Below are 17,112 nucleotides of genomic sequence, written 5' to 3'. Positions count from 1 at the left end.
GCCCGCGGCTACGAGGGGGAGCGCGTCATCCCCGGCAGGAAGTCGATGAACAGCTCGTGCACCTCGAGCACCAGCGGCCGCAGCACCCGGAACCGGGCGAGCGCCACGCCGCGCGCCGTGAGCGCCGCCCCCCGCTCGGCGAGCCGGCGGCTGCGCTCACGGTCCTTCGACGAGTCGAAGACCCAGTACAGCACGAGCCCCATCTGGGACAGCCACATCAACTCCGGGAGGATCTGCGCCAGTTCGGCCGGAACCTTGGCCTTCGACCCGGCGAGCACCTCCCGGTGCACGGAGATCGCGGCCTCGCGCGCGTGCTCCGACTCCGCCGAGAACGGGCTGAGCGGCGAATCCGGGTCCGCCGCGTTCTTGAAGAACTGCGACGCGAACTCGTGGTACGGCTCCGCGATCTCCAGCCACACCCGCAGAACCCCCGCGAGCCGCGCCTGGAGATCGGTCTCCGTGTCGAGCACGGGCCGGACCGCCGCCTGGTGCTCGGCGGCGATCCGGTCGTAGAACCCCTGGACGAGATGTTCCTTGCCCGCGAAGTAGTAGTACGCGTTGCCGACGGAGACCCCGGCCTCCTGGGCGATGGCACGCATCGTGGTCTTGTCGTACCCCCGCTCCCGGAACAGCCGCATCGCGGTCTCCAGGATGAGCGCCCGGGTCTGCTCGCTCTTCACGGTCTTCTCTCCAGCCACACCACGAGCCTAATCGCCCACGCGGCAGCCACTGTCACAGGCGGCCGGATCGTTCGCCGGGAGGTACGTCCAGCCGATGCTCCGGTCGTACGTCCACCCGTCCTGCCTGCGGTACGCGCCGCCGCCGAACTGCCGCTCGCGGTACTTCGCGACGCCGAGCACGATCTGCTTGGCCACCTTCATCCCGGCGGGCGTGCACATCCGGTGGGCGGTGACCCGGTGCTCGCGCAGCGCCCACATGCACACGACCCAGGCGGCGCCGCCCCGGTAGAGCTGCCCGCCGTCCCCGATGACGGTGATGTCGCCGAGCGTGGCGGCATGATCGATCCCGGGGTACCGCTGCCGGGCCTCCCGGCTCCCCGCCGCCACGAACTCCAGCGGCACGAGCTGCCGCTGCCGGCCCAGCCAGCCCCGGACGAACGTGCACAGCGGGCACTGAGCGTCGTACAGCACGGTCAGCCGGCGGACCGGGACGTCCCCCCGGGCGCCCCGATCCACCACTTCCCCCGCTTCCCCCGTGCTTCCCACCGCTGTCACGCCCCGGCGACCGGAGCGGCCCACCCCTGCGGCGGTACCGGCGGCTGCTGCTCCTTCTCGAGGACACCGCGCCGCCGGATCTTGTTGAGGACATAGACGTTGCCCAGGTGCATCACGCCGAGCACGAGCAGGACGACACCGAGCTTGGTCGACAGGGCCTCGAAGACCTCGCGGGCGCTGACGATCTCCTCGTCGCTGCTCAGGTAGAGGGCGACGAACCCGAGGTTGACCAGGTAGAAGCCGACCACCAGCAGGTGGTTCACGGCATCGGCGAGCTTCTCGTTCCCGTGCAGTACGTCGGAGAGGAAGACCCTTCCGTTACGGCTCAGGGTGCGCGCCACCCAGATGGTCAGGCCGATGCTGACGACGAGGTAGACGACGTAGGCGACAACTGTGAGGTCCATGCCCCACCCCTCCTTGAACGCGTTCAAAAACGCTGACAGGGATGAAGGTAGCCCTGTTTTTGAACACGTTCAAGCGAGAGTTGTCGTACGTGACGGGGGTCACCCCGAGTCGGCTCGATGGCGTCAGTTCCGGGCGAGCTCGGGGCGCTTGAGGTAGTCGGTGAACCCGATGACGTTGCCCCACGGGTCGGCGATCTCGACGACGTACCCGGTGGAGGTGGAGAAGGGCGGATCGATCGGCTCGACGCCCGCGGCGGCCAGGGAGCGGGCCACCGCCCGGGCGTCCGGGACCTCCAGCCACAGGCGCGCCGCGGGCCACGCCGGAGGCCGGTGCCCGAACCCGGCCCCTTCTTCTTCGGCGCGCAGCAGCAGCCCCGGCGTCTCCTTGCCGACGCCGAGGAGCGCGATCCCGGCCTCGTCGAGGCGGAACTTCACGGGGAACCCGACGCGCTCGTAGAAGGCGACGGCCTCGGGCAGGTCGCCGACGGGCAGCAGGGCGTTGTCGAAGCCGAGGATCTCCAGGCCTGCATCTTGTGACATACCGTCAGATTAGCCATGCAACAGGCAAATCATGGCAATGCGCTTCAGCGTCGAATCCGTGGCGCCCCGGTGACGGTCGTCATCATGCAGTACAGGGAGGTGGAGGCGGCGAGGAACATCAGGTTGTTCTTGGGGCCGCCCCAGACGATGTTGGCGACGGGTTCGGGCGTGAGGATGCGCCCCAGCAGGGTGCCGTCGCGGTGGTAGCAGTGCACGCCGCCGCTCATGGCCGCGGCCCACAGGTGCCCCTGGTCGTCGAACCGGATGTTGTCGAACCGGCCGAGCCCGTCCTTCGCCTCGGCGAACACCTTGCCGTCGGAGAGCGTCCCGTCGTCCCGGACGTCGAAGACGCGGAGGGCGCCGCCCCGCGTGTCGGACACGAACAACTGGCTCTCGTCGGGCGAGAACACCAGCCCGTTCGGCGCCCCGAACCCCTCGGCGGCGAGCGTCACTTCACCGCTCGCGGGGTCGATCCGGTAGACGTTGTTCGCCCCGATCTCGGACTCGCCGCGAAAGCCTTCGTAGTCACTGGTGATCCCGAAATCCGGGTCGGAGAAGAAGATGAACCCGTCGGACCGCACCACGGCGTCGTTCGGGCTGTTGAACCGCTTGCCCTGCCACCGGTCGGCGAGCACGGTGATCGTCCCGTCGTGCTCGGTCCTGGTCACGCGCCTATTGCCCTGCTCGCAGTGGATCAGCCGTCCCTCGCGGTCGGGCGCGTTGCAGTTCACGTATCCGGCGTTCGTCCGGAAGACGCCGACCGTCCCCGTCGTCTCGTCCCAGCGCAGCAGTCGGTCGTTCGGGATGTCGCTCCAGACGACCTGCCGCCAGGCGGGCAGGTAGACGGGCCCCTCGACCCAGCGCCCGCCGGTGTGCAGCACCTCGAAGAAGTGATCACCGCTGGCGCACTTCTCGGTGCGGAAGCGGTCGTCGAGGATGTCGTACGAGACGGGGACGCGCTCTATGGACACGGTAACCCTCCAAGGCTTCGAAACGGAATCTCGTTCAGCTGTACCTGACTATGACAGAACGAGATACGGTTACGCCATGGAGATCGGGCAGATCGTGGATGACATCGACCGCAAGCTGATCGCGGCGCTCCAGCGCGACGCGACGACGGCCTACGCCGCACTCGGCAAGGAGGTCGGCCTCTCGGCGGGCGCCGCCCACGAGCGCGTGCGCAAGCTCCGCGAGCGGGGCGTCATCCGCCGCACGACGATCGACGTCGACCCGGCGGCGCTCGGGCACGGCGTCCTCGCGTACGTGATGGTCGACTCGTCGGCCTGGATGGGCGAATCGGCGGCGGAGTTCGCGGCGATCCCGGAGCTCGTGGAGGCTCATGTCATCGCGGGCAGCGCCTCGGTCCTGGTGAAGGTCAGAACGGCGACGACGGAGCAACTGCAGGACGTGCTGCGGCGGTTGTACGGGATCGAGGGGGTGAGCGGAACGCAGGCGACGGTGGTGCTTGAGACGTTCTTCGAGCGGGGGGTGACGGCTACTCGGGCTTGACCCGGCGGGCCGCGGCCTTGAGCAGGGCCTCGACGTCGACGGTCACCGGGGCGCCGATCGAATCGGGGAGGGCGACGCTCTCACCCGGGGCGTGCACGCGGTGGTTGGCGTACTCGTTGCCCGAGGGATCGGTGAGCACGTGCAGGCGCTGGTGCTTGCGGTCGACGATGACGTAGACCGGAACCTTGGCCTCGGCGTAGGCGGCGACCTTGGTCTTCAGGTCGTCCTTCCAGTTGCTGGAGGTGACCTCCAGGACCAGCCGGAAGCAGACCGGGTCGTAGGCGTTGTTCTCGACGAAGTGGTCGTCGATGTCGGCGTCGACCACCACGAGGTCGGGGATGGCGTAGTCCTCGGCACCGGTGGGCAGCCAGAGGCCCACGTTCTGGAGGACCTCGGTGCCGTCGTCGTCAAGTCCTGCGGCGATGAACGGGCGCATGAGCTTGGTCAGGGCCCGGGCGTGGGGGGCATCCGGTGAGGGGGTCACGAGGAGGTGTCCTCCGATGATCTCGACGCGGTAGCCCGGATGGCGCTCCATGATCTCGTCGGCGATGGCCGTGAGCGAGAACGGCTTGTCGTCGTCGAAGTACTGCTCGACGGATGCAGCGGACATCGCGTGCCTCCTTGAGGGCTGGTGTCGAGAGCATCATCGTAGGCCGGTCAGGACCCGAACGTCCGGATCCGAGCCGTTCACCGGTACGAGTGAGGGCCCCGCCCCCGGAGCGAATCCGGGAACGGGGCCCTCACCCTCGTACGACAAGAAGTGTCAGTAGCGGCGCGTGATCAGTGCGCGCTTCACTTCCTGGATCGCCTTCGTGACCTCGATGCCGCGGGGGCACGCGTCCGTGCAGTTGAAGGTCGTGCGGCAACGCCACACGCCGTCACGGTCGTTGAGGATCTCCAGGCGCTGCTCCCCGGCCTCGTCACGCGAGTCGAAGATGAAGCGGTGGGCGTTCACGATGGCGGCCGGGCCGAAGTACTGGCCGTCGTTCCAGAACACCGGGCAGGACGAGGTGCAGGCGGCGCAGAGGATGCACTTCGTCGTGTCGTCGAAGCGCTCGCGGTCCTCGGCGGACTGCAGGCGCTCGCGCGTCGGCTCGTTGCCCTTGGTGACGAGGAACGGCATGACGTCGCGGTACGCCTGGAAGAAGGGGTCCATGTCCACGACCAGGTCCTTGAGGACCGTGAGGCCCTTGATGGCCTCGATCGTGATGGGCTTCTCGGGGTTGATGTCCTTGATCAGGGTCTTGCACGCCAGGCGGTTCTTGCCGTTGATGCGCATCGCGTCGGAGCCGCAGATGCCGTGCGCGCAGGAACGACGGAACGTCAGCGAGCCGTCGAGCTCCCACTTGATCTTGTGGAGACCGTCGAGCACGCGCTCCTTCGGGTCGATCTCCAGCTGGAAGTCCTCCCAGACTGCCTCCGCCGAGACCTCCGGGTTGAACCGGCGGACGCGGAAGGTGACGGTGATGAGGTGGGAGGACGTGGAGTCGGCTTCCAGCGCCTCCAGCTTGTCCATGGTCGGAGTAGCCATCAGTACTTACGCTCCATCGGCTGGTAGCGGGTCTGGACGACCGGCTTGTAGTCGAGTCGGATCGAGTCCGTGCCGTCGTCGGCGACCTCGCGGTACGCCATGGTGTGGCGCATGAAGTTGACGTCGTCGCGGTTCGGGTAGTCCTCGCGGTAGTGACCGCCGCGGGACTCCTTGCGGGCGAGGGCGGAGGTCGCCATGACCTCGGCCAGGTCGAGCAGGTTGCCCAGCTCGATGGCCTCGAGGAGGTCGGTGTTGAACCGCTTGCCCTTGTCCTGGATCGAGACGTTCCGGTAGCGCTCGCGCAGCTCCGCGATCTTCTCGACCGCCGTCTTGATCGTCTGCTCGGTGCGGAACACCATCACGTTGGCGTCCATGCACTCCTGCAGCTCGCCCCGGATCACCGCGACGCGCTCGGTGCCCGTGGAGTTGCGCAGGTGCTCGACGAGCTCCTCGACCAGCGACGCCGGGTTCTCCGGGAGCTCGACGAAGTCGGCCGTGTGGGAGTACTCGGCGGCCGCGATGCCGGCCCGCTTGCCGAAGACGTTGATGTCGAGCAGCGAGTTCGTGCCGAGGCGGTTGGCGCCGTGCACGGACACGCACGCGACCTCGCCGGCGGCGTACAGGCCGGGGACGACGGTGGTGTTGTCCGCGAGGACCTCACCCTCGACGTTCGTCGGGATGCCGCCCATGGCGTAGTGCGCGGTCGGCTGGATCGGGATCGGGTCCGTGTAGGGCTCGATGCCGAGGTACGTACGCGCGAACTCCGTGATGTCCGGGAGCTTGGCGTCGAGCTGCTCCGGCGGGAGGTGCGTGAGGTCGAGGTAGACGTGGTCGCCCTCGGGACCGCAGCCGCGGCCCTCACGGATCTCCGTGTAGATGGAGCGGGACACGACGTCACGGGACGCGAGGTCCTTCATGACCGGCGCGTACTTCTCCATGAAGCGCTCGCCGTCCTTGTTGCGGAGGATGCCGCCCTCACCGCGGGCGCCCTCCGTCAGGAGGATGCCCATGCGCCAGATGCCGGTCGGGTGGAACTGGAAGAACTCCATGTCCTCCAGCGGGATTCCGCGCCGGTAGCAGGCGGCCTGGCCGTCGCCGGTCAGGGTGTGCGCGTTCGACGTCACCTTGAAGAACTTGCCGGTGCCGCCGGAGGCGTAGATGACCGCCTTGGCCTGGAAGACGTGGATCTCGCCGGTCGCGAGCTCGTACGCGACGACGCCCGCGGACTTCTTGACGCCGTCTTCCTCGACGATCAGCTGGTCGAGGACGTAGAACTCGTTGAAGAACTCCACGCCCTCCTTGACGCAGTTCTGGTACAGCGTCTGGAGGATCATGTGGCCGGTGCGGTCCGCGGCGTAGCAGGACCGGCGGACCGGGGCCTCACCGTGGTTGCGCGAGTGTCCACCGAAACGGCGCTGGTCGATCGTGCCGTCCGGCGTCCGGTTGAACGGCAGGCCCATCTTCTCCAGGTCGAGGACCGAGTCGATGGCCTCCTTCGCCAGGATCTCGGCGGCGTCCTGGTCGACCAGGTAGTCGCCGCCCTTGATCGTGTCGAAGGTGTGCCACTCCCAGTTGTCCTCCTCCACGTTGGCCAGCGCGGCGGCCATGCCGCCCTGCGCGGCGCCCGTGTGGGAGCGGGTGGGGTAGAGCTTGGTCAGCACGGCGGTGCGGCTGCGCTTCGTCGACTCGATGGCCGCGCGCATGCCCGCGCCGCCGGCGCCGACGATGACGGTGTCGTACTTGTGAATCTTCACGTTCTCGCTCGCCTCGGCTTTAACGGATGTTGGGGTCGAAGGTGAAGATCACCAGCGTGCCCAGCAGGACGGTGAAGACCGTCGCGGCGTACAGCAGGCCCTTGAGCCACAGGCGGGTCTGGGGGCGCTCGGCGTAGTCGTTGATGACGGTACGCAGGCCGTTGGCGCCGTGCAGCATCGCGAGCCACAGCATCAGCAGGTCCCAGCCCTGCCAGAACGGGGACGCCCAGCGGCCCGCGACGAACGCGAAGCCGATCTTGGAGACGCCGCCGTCGAGCACGAGCTGGATCAACAGGTGGCCGAGGACGAGAACGACCAGGACGACACCGGACAGGCGCATGAACACCCATGCGGCCATCTCGAAGTTGCCGCGGCTGCCCTTGCCCGTCTTCGAGGTGCGCTTGCGCGGCGCCTCGATGTACGGGGCCGGGTTGTCAGCGTTGTAGAGGGCATCGAGCGATGCGCCCTCGACGGGGCCGACGCCGGAGGAACCGGAGTCCTTGGTGAGGGTGGTGTCAGACATGTCTGGCCTCAGCTCCCGAAGAGTTCACGGACGGCGTGGCCGAGGACGGGGTACAGGGCCCCGACCATCAGGACGACCCAGATGCCCACGACGGTCCAGAGCATCTGCTTCTGGTAGCGCGGGCCCTTCGACCAGAAGTCGACGGCGATGACACGCAGGCCGTTGAGCGCGTGGAAGAGGATGGCGGCGACGAGGCCGTACTCAAGGAGCGCGACGATCGGCGTCTTGTAAGTGGAAACGACGTCGTCGTACGACTCCGGGGAGACGCGGACGAGAGCGGTGTCCAGGACGTGTACGAACAGGAAGAAGAAAATGAGGACACCGGTGACTCGATGAGCCACCCACGACCACATGCCTTCCCGGCCGCGGTACAGCGTTCCAGCCGGCACGGAAGAACCCTCCGGGAGCGGGGACTAGGGCCGCGCCGGCTTCGGTGTCGGTCGGGCCCGGCCGGGTACGGTCCACCGGCCGCTCGTCATCGTATCGACGAGTTGTCGGCTCGCTCGCCCGGGGGCCACTGGTGTGATCAAACAGGCAATCAAACAGGCACGTACGGGCTATTGCCGACGCTTTCCTGCCGTGCTGAGTCGGACACCTGGGAGCGACCGGGCGGAAGATTCCGGACAAGCCGGGTAATGCGGCCCCGGGCGAGTCGGCGCAGCTCCTCCGCGGCGAGCACCCGCTCCTCCTCCGCGTCGTTGCCGAGGCGGGCGTGGAGGGCCGCGAGCAGGTGGTCGAGCGCCTCGCTCGGGGCGATGTCGTCCAGGCAGACCACGAAGGCGTGACCGAAGCTCGCGCGGTACGCGCTGTGCGCCGCGGCCAGTGCGGTGTACGCCGCCGTGTACGCGTCGGCGCCCGCGGGCCGGGCCAACTCCTCGCAGGCCAGGGCCTCGGCGAGGTCGTCGGGGCTCAGGTCGTACGCCGCCTCGTCGGCCGCGGCGAGCAGCGCGTCGAGGTCCGGGTAGGGGCGGTGGTCGGCGAGCCGGAGCGCCCAGGCGCTGCTGCCGCAGCAGGTGCGCAGCGCGGCCTCGGCGGCGTCCTGCGGCAGCGCGTTGAAGTGGGCGAGTCCCCCCGAAGGCGTGGCCTGTGCCGGTATGGGCAGGCGGCCGGGAACGTGAGGGGCGCGGTGCGCGGGCAGGGATGCCTCCGGGCGGGGACAGCGGGGACAGCGGGGACAGGTGGGGGCGGTGCGGTGTCTGTGCGATGTCTGTGCGGTGTTTGTGGCGCAACGGTAGCGATGGCTGATTGCGGGTGTCCGACGGATGCGCGAATTTCACTCGGACGGGAAGTTTGCGGGCCGGGGGTGGACGTTTCGCCTTGGCGCTGTTGGCCTGACCTGTTGGGGTGGCGTCTGACGGTCCGTTGTGGCTGGTCGCGCAGTTCCCCGCGCCCCTTCAGGGCGCTGAACTTGATCGGGGTTGTTCGTGGAGAAAGAGCGGAAGGTTCTGCTCGCCGGAGCTGGGGTCGTGGCGGCCGGGGCCGTGGTGCTCACCGCTGTGCTGTGGCCGTCGGACGGCGGGAGTCCCTCGGGGGCGGCGCCGTCCGACGGGAAGTCCGCCGCGTCGGCCACGCCCACGCCCTCGCCGAGCCGGTCGTACCCGTTGTCGTCGCCGCCGCGCACGATTCCCGCCGTGCGGGACTTCACCCCGGCGCACGGGCCCGGGTGGAAGCCGGACGGCGGGCGGGTCGTGGTCGGGGACGGGAAGCTGGCCGACGAGGGGCGGCTGGTCGCCGACGAGTTGGGGCTCGGCTACGGGGGCGAGGGCGAGGCCGGGCCCGGGGACGTCGAGTTGGCGCTCGGCGGGGCGAGCGGCGCGAACCCCGAGTCGTACCGGATGACCGTGCAGGGCGGCCGGGTGCGGATCGTCGGACCCGGTGAGGCCGGGGTGTTCTACGGGACGCGCACCCTCAAGCAGGAGGTGCACGACGGCGGCACCGCGCCCGAGGGCGTGGTCGCGGACGAACCCGCCAAGGCGCAGCGCGGGTTCATGGTCGACATCGCGCGCAAGCACTTCACGGCCGGCTGGATCAAGGACCGGATCCGGGAGATCGGCGACCTCAAGTACAACCAGCTGGGGCTGCACTTCTCCGACGACCAGGCCTTCCGGATCGAGTCGGACACGCACCCGGAGGTCGTCTCCGCCGACCACCTGAGCAAGGCGCAGGTGCGCGAGATCCTGTCGCTCGCCGCCGAGCGGCACGTGACCGTCGTGCCCGAGATCGACTCGCCGGGACACCTCGGCGCCGTCATCGAGGCCCACCCCGAGCTGCAGTTGCGGAACGTCGGCGGGGTGCCCGCGCGCGGTGCCGTGGACATCTCCAAGCCGGGCGCCGCGAAGATCGTGGACGATCTGCTGAAGGAGTACGCGGGGCTCTTCAAGGGCGCGTACTGGCATCTGGGCGGGGACGAGTACCGGGCGCTGACGGTGCGCAGCCCGGAGGCCTCCTACCCGCAGCTCGCCGCCGCCGCACGCCAGAAGTACGGGGCGAACGCGCGCGTGCAGGACCTCGCGCAGGGCTGGCTGAACGACCGGGCGAAGACCATGGCCCCGTACGACCGGAACCTGAAGGCGTGGAACGACGGGTTCTACGCGGGCGGTGCCGTCGGCGCGGACAAGGACCTCGAAGTCGCGTACTGGACCGGCAAGGAGATCGGGGCGCGCGAGCCCGTCTCGTACCTGAGCGCCGGGCGGAGGCTGACCAACTACAACGACGAGTACCTGTACTACGTCCTCGGCCAGCCCAACACCTTCGTCTACCCGACCGGCCGGCGGATCTACGAGAGCTGGACGCCGCGCGTCGTGCGCGGCACCACCCCGGTTCCCGCGAAGTACGACGGCCAGATCCTCGGCGGCACCTTCGCCGTGTGGTGCGACCTCGCGCAGGCGCAGACCCAGGCGCAGGTCGCCCAGGGCGTGCGGATGCCGCTGCGGGCGACGGCGCAGAAGCTGTGGGATCCGGGCACGCCCGAGCTGACCTGGCCGCAGTTCGTCGAGCTGGCGGCGCGTCTGGGCGGCTGACCTGCGGATTCGAGTAGACAGCGCGGTCGGCGGAGCCTTATCTTCCGGAGGCCGCGCGGCCGGGGGGGCCGGATCATCCGCGGTGTTTTCGGGGAGGGGCGCAGCTGTGCTGTGCGAACGATGCAAGAAGAACGACGGGCTGCTCGTGGACGGGCTGTGCGCGCAGTGCGCGGACGAGAGCGGCACGCTCGGCGCCGACCCGCCGGCCGGGCTGCCGGTCGCGCCGCCCGTGGCGGCCGCGCAGGGTGCGACGTACGACCCGAGAGCCGCTTGGGCGCTGCTGCGGTCGCCGAACGGGCTCGCCACGGTTGCCACTGTGCTGCTCGGCCTGGTTGTCCTGGCTGATGTCGGCGCGGTGGCGGCGGGGATCGCCGAGTACCGGATGGTGTCCGCGCTGATGGACGGAACGGCCGTCTACGACGCGGACGCCTCGCACACCGAAGACCTGTACATCCTGGCCGGCCGCGCTCAGACGGGGGCGCTGATCGTCACCGCCATCGGCTTCATCGCGTGGTTCCTGCGCGTACGGGACAACGCCCATGTCTTCGCGCCGCAAGGGCAGAGCAAGGCGAGGGCGTGGGCGATATTCGGCTTCCTGGTGCCGGTCGTCTCCCTCTGGTTTCCGCGCCGGATCGCGCTCGACAGCTGGCACGCCAGCGCCGGCGGCCTGGAACCGGACCGTGGGCAGAGCACGTCCATGGTGGTCGAGACGTGGTGGTTCCTGTTCCTGGGCAACATGCTCGTGGGGCGGCTCGCCGGGAGCATGTACAGCAACGCCGAAACCCTCGCGGAGGCCAGGACGGCCACGGGCGTGGTGATGTTCAGCGACGTCCTCGACATCGTGAGCGCCGGCGCGGCGATCGTCTTCGTACGTTCCCTGACCCGGCTGCAGAACCAGAAGGTGACGGCCGCGCACCCGCAGGTCGCCTAGTTCGCGTTTTTGGTGGCGAAGTCCCTTACCGCTGTGGTGTATTCGGCCAGGACAACAGGGACGGGGACGGGGGCACGGTATGGGCTACTGGGGCTACTACGTGGTGGCCAGAAGCGAGCGTCCGCTGAAGGAGCTCGAGGCCCTGGGCGGGGTGCGGGACGAGCTGATGCTCCTGGAGGAGCGGGCCGCGGGCTGGCAGGTGTGGGAGTGCCCCGGCGGGGGCGGGGAGCAGGCGCGGGACGTGGGGAGCATGAACTCCCTTGCCGCACAGACCGGTTCGCCCGCCCTGTTCGCGTACGTCATGGACAGCCGGTGCGCCGTCGTCGAGGCGGCCGCGCCGCAGAGCGGCGGGTGGACGGCCTGTCTGGGGCGTTCCGCGATGACCGGGTACATCGGCGGCGACGAGCGTTCCCTGGAGGACTACTTCCTGCCGCCCGCGGACGCCGCCGAGCGGGCGGTGGCCTGGGCCGCGGAGTGCGGGCGGACGGTGCAGGCGCAGCTGCTGCTCGACGTGCTCAGGGCGGAGGCGCAGCCGTCGGCGGAGGAGCTGTTCTTCCGGTTCCTCGACCGGCTCGGCGTGGCGTCGATGTGACGCCCGGGGCGGTCCCGGCGCTGTAAGTCCCGTAGTCCTGAAGGGGAATTGTCGGGTCCGGGGTCCGGGAGGCGTACGTCGATGAGCCTGGTGGAACTGATCGCGCAGGCCGACGAGCGCGGGCTCGCCGTGAGCGCGCTCGGCTGCCTCGACCGGTGCCTGCCGCTGCTCGGCGCGGACGCGGGCGACGACGAGGTGCTGCGGCCGCTGTGGACGTGCCTCGCGGAGGGCGGCGAGGAGTGGGGTGCAAGCCTCGCCGCGGTGCGGGGCGTGCTGGACCTCCTGGACCTCGGGGACGCCCGCGACCAGGCCGCGGAGCTGGTGCGGCGGATGGCCGGGGCCGCACCGCCCGAGGCCCGCGCGGGCGGCTGGCGGGAGTGGGCCGACGCCTGCTCGGTGGCCGCGCTGCAGGTGCACCGGATGCTGGACGCCGCCGGTGACGCCGGAGGCGGGGTCGCGGCGCGGCGCGAGGGCCGCACGGAGGGGATGTCGCCCCTGGTCGCGGCCGAACTGCGGCGCCAGACAAGGATATTGACGCTCCTGTCGAGCGGTGGTGCGGGTGGGCTGCGCCAGGCGCGGGACGTGTCGACGGAGGGGCGGCGGGTGCTGCGGGCCGTGGTGTCGCGGCGGGCCAGGAGTGGGGCGTGACGTACGAAGTGGGGCGCGGTTCGTGGCGTGCCTGGGCGTGGGCCGCGGCCGTTGCCGTCGTCGTGGCGTTCGGGGTGGTGTGGCCCAGCGAGCCGGTGGAGAGTCAAGAAGGCCGCTGGGCGAAGGAGTTGGGGCTGAGTGACGTGCCCGGGTGTGCCGAGGGGGCGCCGGGGCGGTCCGTGGCCGGCGCCGAGGGCGTCCCGCGGCTGAGCATCGGCTCCTTCGGGTCCTACGACCCCGGGCCGCGCGTCGGGGGGAGCGCCCGGTTCACCGTGTCCGCACACCTCGACCCGGGGCCGGAGGCGCTGCGGCTCAGCGGGATGCGGGCGGCCGTCGACGTGTACGCCCCGCACGGCGAGGGCCCTACCGCGAGCGCCCGTGGCCTCGCCGTGCGCGTCCTCGTCGAACCGGACATCGGCGCGCCCGAACCGGACAATCCCGAGGAGGTACGGCCCGACGCGCGGGGCGGCTACCGCTTCACGCGGGAGCGCGAGGTGTACCTGTCCGTCGACCTTCCGGCCGGCGCCGTCTGCCCGGGGCACCAGTTGACGAAGCTGAACGCGTGCACGCCGCAGTTCACGAACCAGATCGAGAACTGCCCAGTGGTGCAGCTGGAGTTGACCGCCGAGGGTCTCACGAGCGGGCGCCTCGTGGCGGTCTCGCCGCAGGCGGGCGATGGGGGCGATGGGGGCGCTGCGGGCGAGCAGGACGGGCAGGCCGTGTAGTCGCCGCCCGGGCCGTCGGCCCGCATGCGCCCGGTGCGGTTGGTCCGGAATGTGCCGGGACTCGCGGGCGGCACGCCGGCCGTTGTATAACCGGGCCGCTTCCGGACGCCCAGGTCCGGCGCGCGATGAAGGGGCAGGCTGCCGTGGAGGGCATGGATGCGCTGGTGCGGCCGGTCGTCGAGGCGATCGTCGCGGAGGGACCGGACGGCTGGACGGACGCCGTGCTGCACGCCCGCGCGGGGCGCGGCGGGATCTCGCTGAGGGGTGGCTACAGCGCCCGGGGTGTGCGCCTGACGCGCGCCCTGCTGCCCAACCCCTTTGCGGAAGTGGGCCGGTTGGGGCAGGTCCTGGGCTCCGCGTACGGATGGGAGCCGGTCAGCTTCGAGCTCCGCTGCACGCCGTCCGGCGCGTACCGGTTCGTCGCCTTCGACGACACCGTGACGTACGAGAACGGGGTGCGCGGCGGCGGATTCCAGGTGGTGCTCGACCCGGCGTACCGGCTGCCGCAGCCGGGGGAGTGGCAGGAGGCCGGGACCGCCGGGCCTGCGGGCGACCCCGGGCTCGCCGTGGCCCGGATGCGGGAACTGCTCGCGCGGCGGGCCGCCCTCCTCGGCCACTACCTCGAACTCCTCGACCAGGGCGCGTACGAGCTCGAAGAGACCGACGCGCAGGGTGGCGGCGGTGGGCGCCTGTGGTTGCGCGAGCGGCATCCGGAGAGCCAGGAGGCGAGCGCCGTCCAGCAGATCGTCGGCGACATACCGGACGAGGTCCCGGCCACCCTCCAGGCGATCCACATCAACAACCAGTCCGAGCCCGTCGACCTGGCCCCGCTCGCCGCCGCCCCGGCGCTGCGCCTGCTGCACCTCAACCGGTCCACCGCGCTCGGCCTGACGCCCGTACGTGCCCTGCCGGTCGAGTCGCTGCGGGTCACCCTCGCCGACGGCGATCTGAGCGCGCTCGAAGGGCATCCGCACCTGGCCGCCCTGGACGTGACCTGCGCGGCTCCGATGGACGTCGCGGTGCTGCGCACCCTGCCCGAGCTGCGCGGACTGGACCTGTCCGACGCCGACGCACGGCGACTGCCCGCCCTCGGCGAACTGTCGGGACTGCGCTATCTCGCCCTCGGTGCGGCCCAGTGGGCGGAGCTCCTGGACGAGGGGAAGGCGCCGGCCGGGCTCGCCGCCGCGAAGCTGGCGGGCGCGGACGTCACGTTCGAGGAGGCGCTGCGGTGGGCGGCCCGGCTCGGACAGGACACCGGGGGCGCGCTCGTGGTGGTGTCCGGGGACTGACACTCCCTAGGTGCGAGGGGTGTCCGCCGTGACCTCGGGGGAGGGCAGTTCGCCCTGGCACGTGGCCCGGCCGTACGTGCCGTATGCGGTCGCGGTCTGAACGTGCTTGCCGCGTATGGCCAGTTGGCAGCTGACCCGGCCGCCCTTGCCGTCGAGCGCGACAGTCAGCACCGGCGGCCTGCCCAGCGGGACCCGCACCGTCTTCTTCCACGGCAGCGACGCCTGGCGCACCGTGACGGCCTCGCCCGTCTCGCTGCGCGCCTGATACGTGAGGTCGGCGCTGCCCTCACCCGTCACCTCGTACGTCACCGCAGCGGTCGGCACCCGCCGCTGCGGGGTCTCCTCGGTGTCGAGCACGCCGTACAGGACGAGCCCCGCGCAGGCGGCGAGCAGCGCGCCGCACACGGCGATGGCGCGGCGGTCGACGCCCTTGACCGGGACTGTCTTGATCCTTGTGTAAGCCCTGGTGACGCTGCTTTCGGTGTTGACGTCCAGGGTTACTGGTTCTCGGTGACGCGGTCGCCGTAGTAGCCGGCGAGGACGTTAATCGCTTCCTTCCAGTTGTGGGTGCGGCCGGTGGGGTTGCGCCGGTTGGGCTGCCGGTCCCGGATCACGAGGTAGAGCACCTTGAGGGCGGCCTCCTCGTTCGGGAAGTGCCCGCGGCGCCGAGTGGCCTGCCGGAACCGGGAGTTGAGACTCTCGATCATGTTCGTCGTGTAGACGATCTTCCTGATCTCGGGCGGGAACCTGAGGAACATGACGAAGTGCTCCCAGGAGCGGCGCCAGACCGCGATCAGCGCCGGATACCGTCGGCCCCATTCCTCTTCGAACTCGGCGAAGCGGGCCTCGGCGGCGTCCGCGGTGGCGGCCGTGTAGACCTGCCGCAGCTCCTTGGCGATCTGTGACCAGTGCTTGGTGGAGGCGTACTTGAGACTGTTGCGGACCATGTGGACCACACAGAGCTGGATGTCGGCGAGCGGCCAGATACCGCTGATCGAGTCGGGCAGGCCCTTCAGCCCGTCGCAGCAGGCGATCAGCACGTCCTGGACGCCGCGGTTCTTCAGCTCCGCCAGCCAGGCCATCCACTGCTTGGCGCCCTCGCCGCCGGAACCTACCCACATGCCCAGCACGTCACGCTCGCCCTCCAGGTTGATCCCGACCGCGATGTAGACCGGCCGGTTGGCGACCGCCCCGTCCCGGATCTTCAAGACGATCGCGTCGATCATCAGGACCGCATACGTGCGGTCCAGCGGGCGTTGGCGCCAGGCGTCGAGTTCCTCGGTGACCTTGTCGGTGGCCCGGGAGATCAGGTCGCGGGAGACGTCGATGTCGTAGATCTCCGCGAGGTGGGCCTGGATCTCCCCGGTGGTCAGCCCCTTCGCATACAGCGACAGGATGGCCTCGTCGAAGCCCTCCACCCGGCGTTGATGTTTCGGGACGATGGTCGGCTCGAAGCTGCCCGCCCGGTCCCTGGGCACGTCGATCTCCACCGCGCCGACATCGGTCAACACCCGTTTCCGCGAGCTGCCGTTGTGGGAGTTCCCGCTGCCGTGCCCGGCCCGGTCCCCGCGCTCATAGCCGAGGTGATCGCTCATCTCGGCCTCCAGGGCGCCCTCCAGGACCAGCTTCACCAGCCCTTTGAGCAGGCCGTTCTCCCCGACCAGGTTCAGGCCCTCGCTGCGGGCCCGCTCCACCAGCTGCTGGGCCAACTCCTGGTCGTGCTGCGACAGTCGTGCCAACTCGGCCCCCGTGCGTACGATCTTGCTGCTGTCACGGGGCCGTTCGTCCTTGCTGCCCATCATGATCCTTCCCGACAGAGACCACGTCTCATGCCAGACCGGTCACACCGGGCTTACACGATCTTCAGGACAGGCCCCCCGAACTCCACGGACAAGAAGACGTGGTGGAAGCTCGGCGCGGTCGTCATGTCCGGGCTGGCGTACAAGGGATACAAGAACGCCTACAACCTCCTCATGCACTACATGGAGAATTCCGGCGACGACTACTGGGTCGATCCTGCCGAAATGCTGCAGGACCTTCCTGGGTTCCGGGACAGCCTCGGTGAGACGCTGCAGAAGTACAAGGGGAAGAGCAAGTTCGACTCGGGGTGGGTCAGCACCCGGGCCAGTGAGAAAGAAAGCATGGATTGGTACTACGCCCTCAATGGGTTCCAGTACCGGGTCCAAGGGCGCCAGGTCACGGACGGGGAGGGGAACAAGACAATGGTGGCGCAGCTGTCCGTGTACAAGCGCTACAACTGGGGCAATGGCACCGAAAGCGTTCCTAGGAAACCGCTGCACCTCGGTCCGATGGAACTCACGCAGCCCGATATCGCCCATCTTCATGTGGCCGGAATGGCACAGGAGTACGATGTTCGCGGCGTGACCACGTTCAGTATCGAAGGGTGGTAG

21 protein-coding genes are annotated in these 17,112 nt (G+C 69.8%); 8 read left to right on the top strand and 13 right to left on the bottom strand.

The genetic code is table 11. The annotated features are described in order from the left end of the window. Positions 1 to 8 precede the first annotated feature (8 nt). The 5 genes from ACIBUY_RS19105 to ACIBUY_RS19085 form a co-directional block, all read right to left on the bottom strand. Positions 9 to 638 carry a TetR family transcriptional regulator gene (locus tag ACIBUY_RS19105; protein ID WP_399153189.1) on the bottom strand — a complete coding sequence of 210 codons (630 nt, stop codon included), beginning with the start codon at positions 636 to 638 and terminating at the stop codon, positions 9 to 11. Positions 639 to 707: 69 nt separating this feature from the next. After that, the gene (locus tag ACIBUY_RS19100; RefSeq protein ID WP_399153188.1) at positions 708 to 1,196 is read right to left on the bottom strand and encodes a thiol-disulfide oxidoreductase DCC family protein; all 489 of its coding nucleotides are present in this window, start codon (positions 1,194 to 1,196) and stop codon (positions 708 to 710) included. Positions 1,197 to 1,231: 35 nt separating this feature from the next. Further along, positions 1,232 to 1,639: a hypothetical protein gene (locus tag ACIBUY_RS19095; RefSeq protein ID WP_365577886.1), complete on the bottom strand. Its 408-nt coding sequence runs from the start codon at positions 1,637 to 1,639 to the stop codon at positions 1,232 to 1,234. Between the two features lie 123 nt (positions 1,640 to 1,762). Next, positions 1,763 to 2,179 carry a VOC family protein gene (locus tag ACIBUY_RS19090; protein ID WP_365577888.1) on the bottom strand — a complete coding sequence of 139 codons (417 nt, stop codon included), beginning with the start codon at positions 2,177 to 2,179 and terminating at the stop codon, positions 1,763 to 1,765. A 44-nt stretch (positions 2,180 to 2,223) separates the two neighbouring features. After that, positions 2,224 to 3,150: an SMP-30/gluconolactonase/LRE family protein gene (locus ACIBUY_RS19085; RefSeq protein WP_399153118.1), complete on the bottom strand. Its 927-nt coding sequence runs from the start codon at positions 3,148 to 3,150 to the stop codon at positions 2,224 to 2,226. A 94-nt stretch (positions 3,151 to 3,244) separates the two neighbouring features. Between ACIBUY_RS19085 and ACIBUY_RS19080 the strand changes: the two genes are divergently transcribed. Continuing rightward, the gene (locus tag ACIBUY_RS19080; protein ID WP_365577928.1) at positions 3,245 to 3,688 is read left to right on the top strand and encodes an Lrp/AsnC family transcriptional regulator; all 444 of its coding nucleotides are present in this window, start codon (positions 3,245 to 3,247) and stop codon (positions 3,686 to 3,688) included. On the opposite strand, the gene ACIBUY_RS19075 is transcribed toward ACIBUY_RS19080, so the two are convergent. The 6 genes from ACIBUY_RS19075 to ACIBUY_RS19050 all read right to left on the bottom strand — a co-directional run bounded on the left by ACIBUY_RS19075 (position 3,675) and on the right by ACIBUY_RS19050 (position 8,517). After that, positions 3,675 to 4,298 carry a Uma2 family endonuclease gene (locus ACIBUY_RS19075; RefSeq protein ID WP_365577892.1) on the bottom strand — a complete coding sequence of 208 codons (624 nt, stop codon included), beginning with the start codon at positions 4,296 to 4,298 and terminating at the stop codon, positions 3,675 to 3,677. The two genes, ACIBUY_RS19080 and ACIBUY_RS19075, sit on opposite strands and share 14 nt — an antisense overlap. Positions 4,299 to 4,451: 153 nt before the next feature. Beyond that, on the bottom strand, positions 4,452 to 5,219 hold the full coding sequence (locus ACIBUY_RS19070; RefSeq protein WP_365577894.1) for a succinate dehydrogenase iron-sulfur subunit: 768 nt from the start codon (positions 5,217 to 5,219) through the stop codon (positions 4,452 to 4,454). Further along, positions 5,219 to 6,973: a succinate dehydrogenase flavoprotein subunit gene (gene sdhA / locus ACIBUY_RS19065; RefSeq protein ID WP_365577896.1), complete on the bottom strand. Its 1,755-nt coding sequence runs from the start codon at positions 6,971 to 6,973 to the stop codon at positions 5,219 to 5,221. Before sdhA ends, ACIBUY_RS19070 begins: the two co-directional genes overlap by 1 nt. A gap of 19 nt (positions 6,974 to 6,992) precedes the next feature. Then, positions 6,993 to 7,496: a succinate dehydrogenase hydrophobic membrane anchor subunit gene (locus tag ACIBUY_RS19060; protein ID WP_399153117.1), complete on the bottom strand. Its 504-nt coding sequence runs from the start codon at positions 7,494 to 7,496 to the stop codon at positions 6,993 to 6,995. 8 nt (positions 7,497 to 7,504) lie between these two features. After that, positions 7,505 to 7,885, bottom strand: a complete 381-nt coding sequence (gene sdhC, locus ACIBUY_RS19055; RefSeq protein ID WP_100594758.1) for a succinate dehydrogenase, cytochrome b556 subunit — start codon at positions 7,883 to 7,885, stop codon at positions 7,505 to 7,507. 149 nt (positions 7,886 to 8,034) lie between these two features. Then, positions 8,035 to 8,517 carry a 2-oxo-4-hydroxy-4-carboxy-5-ureidoimidazoline decarboxylase gene (locus tag ACIBUY_RS19050; RefSeq protein WP_399153187.1) on the bottom strand — a complete coding sequence of 161 codons (483 nt, stop codon included), beginning with the start codon at positions 8,515 to 8,517 and terminating at the stop codon, positions 8,035 to 8,037. A gap of 397 nt (positions 8,518 to 8,914) precedes the next feature. Between ACIBUY_RS19050 and ACIBUY_RS19045 the strand changes: the two genes are divergently transcribed. From ACIBUY_RS19045 to ACIBUY_RS19020, 6 genes are all read left to right on the top strand, one after another. Then, complete coding sequence (locus ACIBUY_RS19045; RefSeq protein ID WP_399153116.1) at positions 8,915 to 10,516, top strand: glycoside hydrolase family 20 protein; 1,602 nt, start codon at positions 8,915 to 8,917, stop codon at positions 10,514 to 10,516. Positions 10,517 to 10,622: 106 nt separating this feature from the next. Continuing rightward, positions 10,623 to 11,447 carry a DUF4328 domain-containing protein gene (locus ACIBUY_RS19040; protein ID WP_365577902.1) on the top strand — a complete coding sequence of 275 codons (825 nt, stop codon included), beginning with the start codon at positions 10,623 to 10,625 and terminating at the stop codon, positions 11,445 to 11,447. Between the two features lie 79 nt (positions 11,448 to 11,526). Further along, the gene (locus ACIBUY_RS19035) at positions 11,527 to 12,039 is read left to right on the top strand and encodes a hypothetical protein (RefSeq protein ID WP_399153115.1); all 513 of its coding nucleotides are present in this window, start codon (positions 11,527 to 11,529) and stop codon (positions 12,037 to 12,039) included. Between the two features lie 81 nt (positions 12,040 to 12,120). Further along, positions 12,121 to 12,687: a hypothetical protein gene (locus ACIBUY_RS19030; RefSeq protein WP_399153114.1), complete on the top strand. Its 567-nt coding sequence runs from the start codon at positions 12,121 to 12,123 to the stop codon at positions 12,685 to 12,687. Then, positions 12,684 to 13,412 carry a hypothetical protein gene (locus ACIBUY_RS19025; protein ID WP_399153113.1) on the top strand — a complete coding sequence of 243 codons (729 nt, stop codon included), beginning with the start codon at positions 12,684 to 12,686 and terminating at the stop codon, positions 13,410 to 13,412. The genes ACIBUY_RS19030 and ACIBUY_RS19025 overlap by 4 nt, the downstream gene beginning before the upstream one ends. A 152-nt stretch (positions 13,413 to 13,564) precedes the next feature. After that, on the top strand, positions 13,565 to 14,701 hold the full coding sequence (locus tag ACIBUY_RS19020) for an SMI1/KNR4 family protein (RefSeq protein WP_399153186.1): 1,137 nt from the start codon (positions 13,565 to 13,567) through the stop codon (positions 14,699 to 14,701). Between the two features lie 6 nt (positions 14,702 to 14,707). Here the strand turns inward: ACIBUY_RS19020 and ACIBUY_RS19015 are convergent, their stop codons facing one another. Together ACIBUY_RS19015 and ACIBUY_RS19010 are read right to left on the bottom strand one after the other, a co-directional pair. Next, positions 14,708 to 15,106 (bottom strand): hypothetical protein, encoded by a 399-nt coding sequence (locus tag ACIBUY_RS19015; protein WP_399153112.1) that lies wholly within the window; start codon positions 15,104 to 15,106, stop codon positions 14,708 to 14,710. Positions 15,107 to 15,198: 92 nt separating this feature from the next. After that, positions 15,199 to 16,503, bottom strand: coding sequence for an IS256 family transposase (locus ACIBUY_RS19010; RefSeq protein ID WP_399153111.1), 1,305 nt, complete (start codon positions 16,501 to 16,503; stop codon positions 15,199 to 15,201). A gap of 27 nt (positions 16,504 to 16,530) precedes the next feature. Between ACIBUY_RS19010 and ACIBUY_RS19005 the strand changes: the two genes are divergently transcribed. Then, entirely contained in the window at positions 16,531 to 17,112 is a 582-nt protein-coding gene (locus tag ACIBUY_RS19005; RefSeq protein WP_399153110.1) for a hypothetical protein, read from the top strand.

Origin of the sequence: Streptomyces sp. NPDC050085 (assembly GCF_044460595.1) — a bacterium.
Classification (GTDB): domain Bacteria; phylum Actinomycetota; class Actinomycetes; order Streptomycetales; family Streptomycetaceae; genus Streptomyces.
The sequence above is the reverse complement of the archived record's forward strand: the minus strand, read 5'-3'. Positions and strand labels throughout refer to the sequence as shown.

Bases quoted from the DNA above. Each gene is read 5' to 3' on its own strand.
- ACIBUY_RS19035 (WP_399153115.1), top strand. From the start codon at position 11,527: ATGGGCTACTGGGGCTACTACGTGGTGGCCAGAAGCGAGCGTCCGCTG.
- ACIBUY_RS19105 (WP_399153189.1), bottom strand. From the start codon at position 638: ATGCGGCTGTTCCGGGAGCGGGGGTACGACAAGACCACGATGCGTGCC.
- ACIBUY_RS19005 (WP_399153110.1), top strand. From the start codon at position 16,531: ATGCCAGACCGGTCACACCGGGCTTACACGATCTTCAGGACAGGCCCC.
- ACIBUY_RS19070 (WP_365577894.1), bottom strand. From the start codon at position 5,219: ATGGCTACTCCGACCATGGACAAGCTGGAGGCGCTGGAAGCCGACTCC.
- ACIBUY_RS19010 (WP_399153111.1), bottom strand. From the start codon at position 16,503: ATGATGGGCAGCAAGGACGAACGGCCCCGTGACAGCAGCAAGATCGTA.
- ACIBUY_RS19095 (WP_365577886.1), bottom strand. From the start codon at position 1,639: ATGGACCTCACAGTTGTCGCCTACGTCGTCTACCTCGTCGTCAGCATC.
- ACIBUY_RS19075 (WP_365577892.1), bottom strand. From the start codon at position 4,298: ATGTCCGCTGCATCCGTCGAGCAGTACTTCGACGACGACAAGCCGTTC.
- ACIBUY_RS19060 (WP_399153117.1), bottom strand. From the start codon at position 7,496: ATGTCTGACACCACCCTCACCAAGGACTCCGGTTCCTCCGGCGTCGGC.
- ACIBUY_RS19030 (WP_399153114.1), top strand. From the start codon at position 12,121: ATGAGCCTGGTGGAACTGATCGCGCAGGCCGACGAGCGCGGGCTCGCC.
- ACIBUY_RS19090 (WP_365577888.1), bottom strand. From the start codon at position 2,179: ATGTCACAAGATGCAGGCCTGGAGATCCTCGGCTTCGACAACGCCCTG.
- ACIBUY_RS19020 (WP_399153186.1), top strand. From the start codon at position 13,565: ATGGATGCGCTGGTGCGGCCGGTCGTCGAGGCGATCGTCGCGGAGGGA.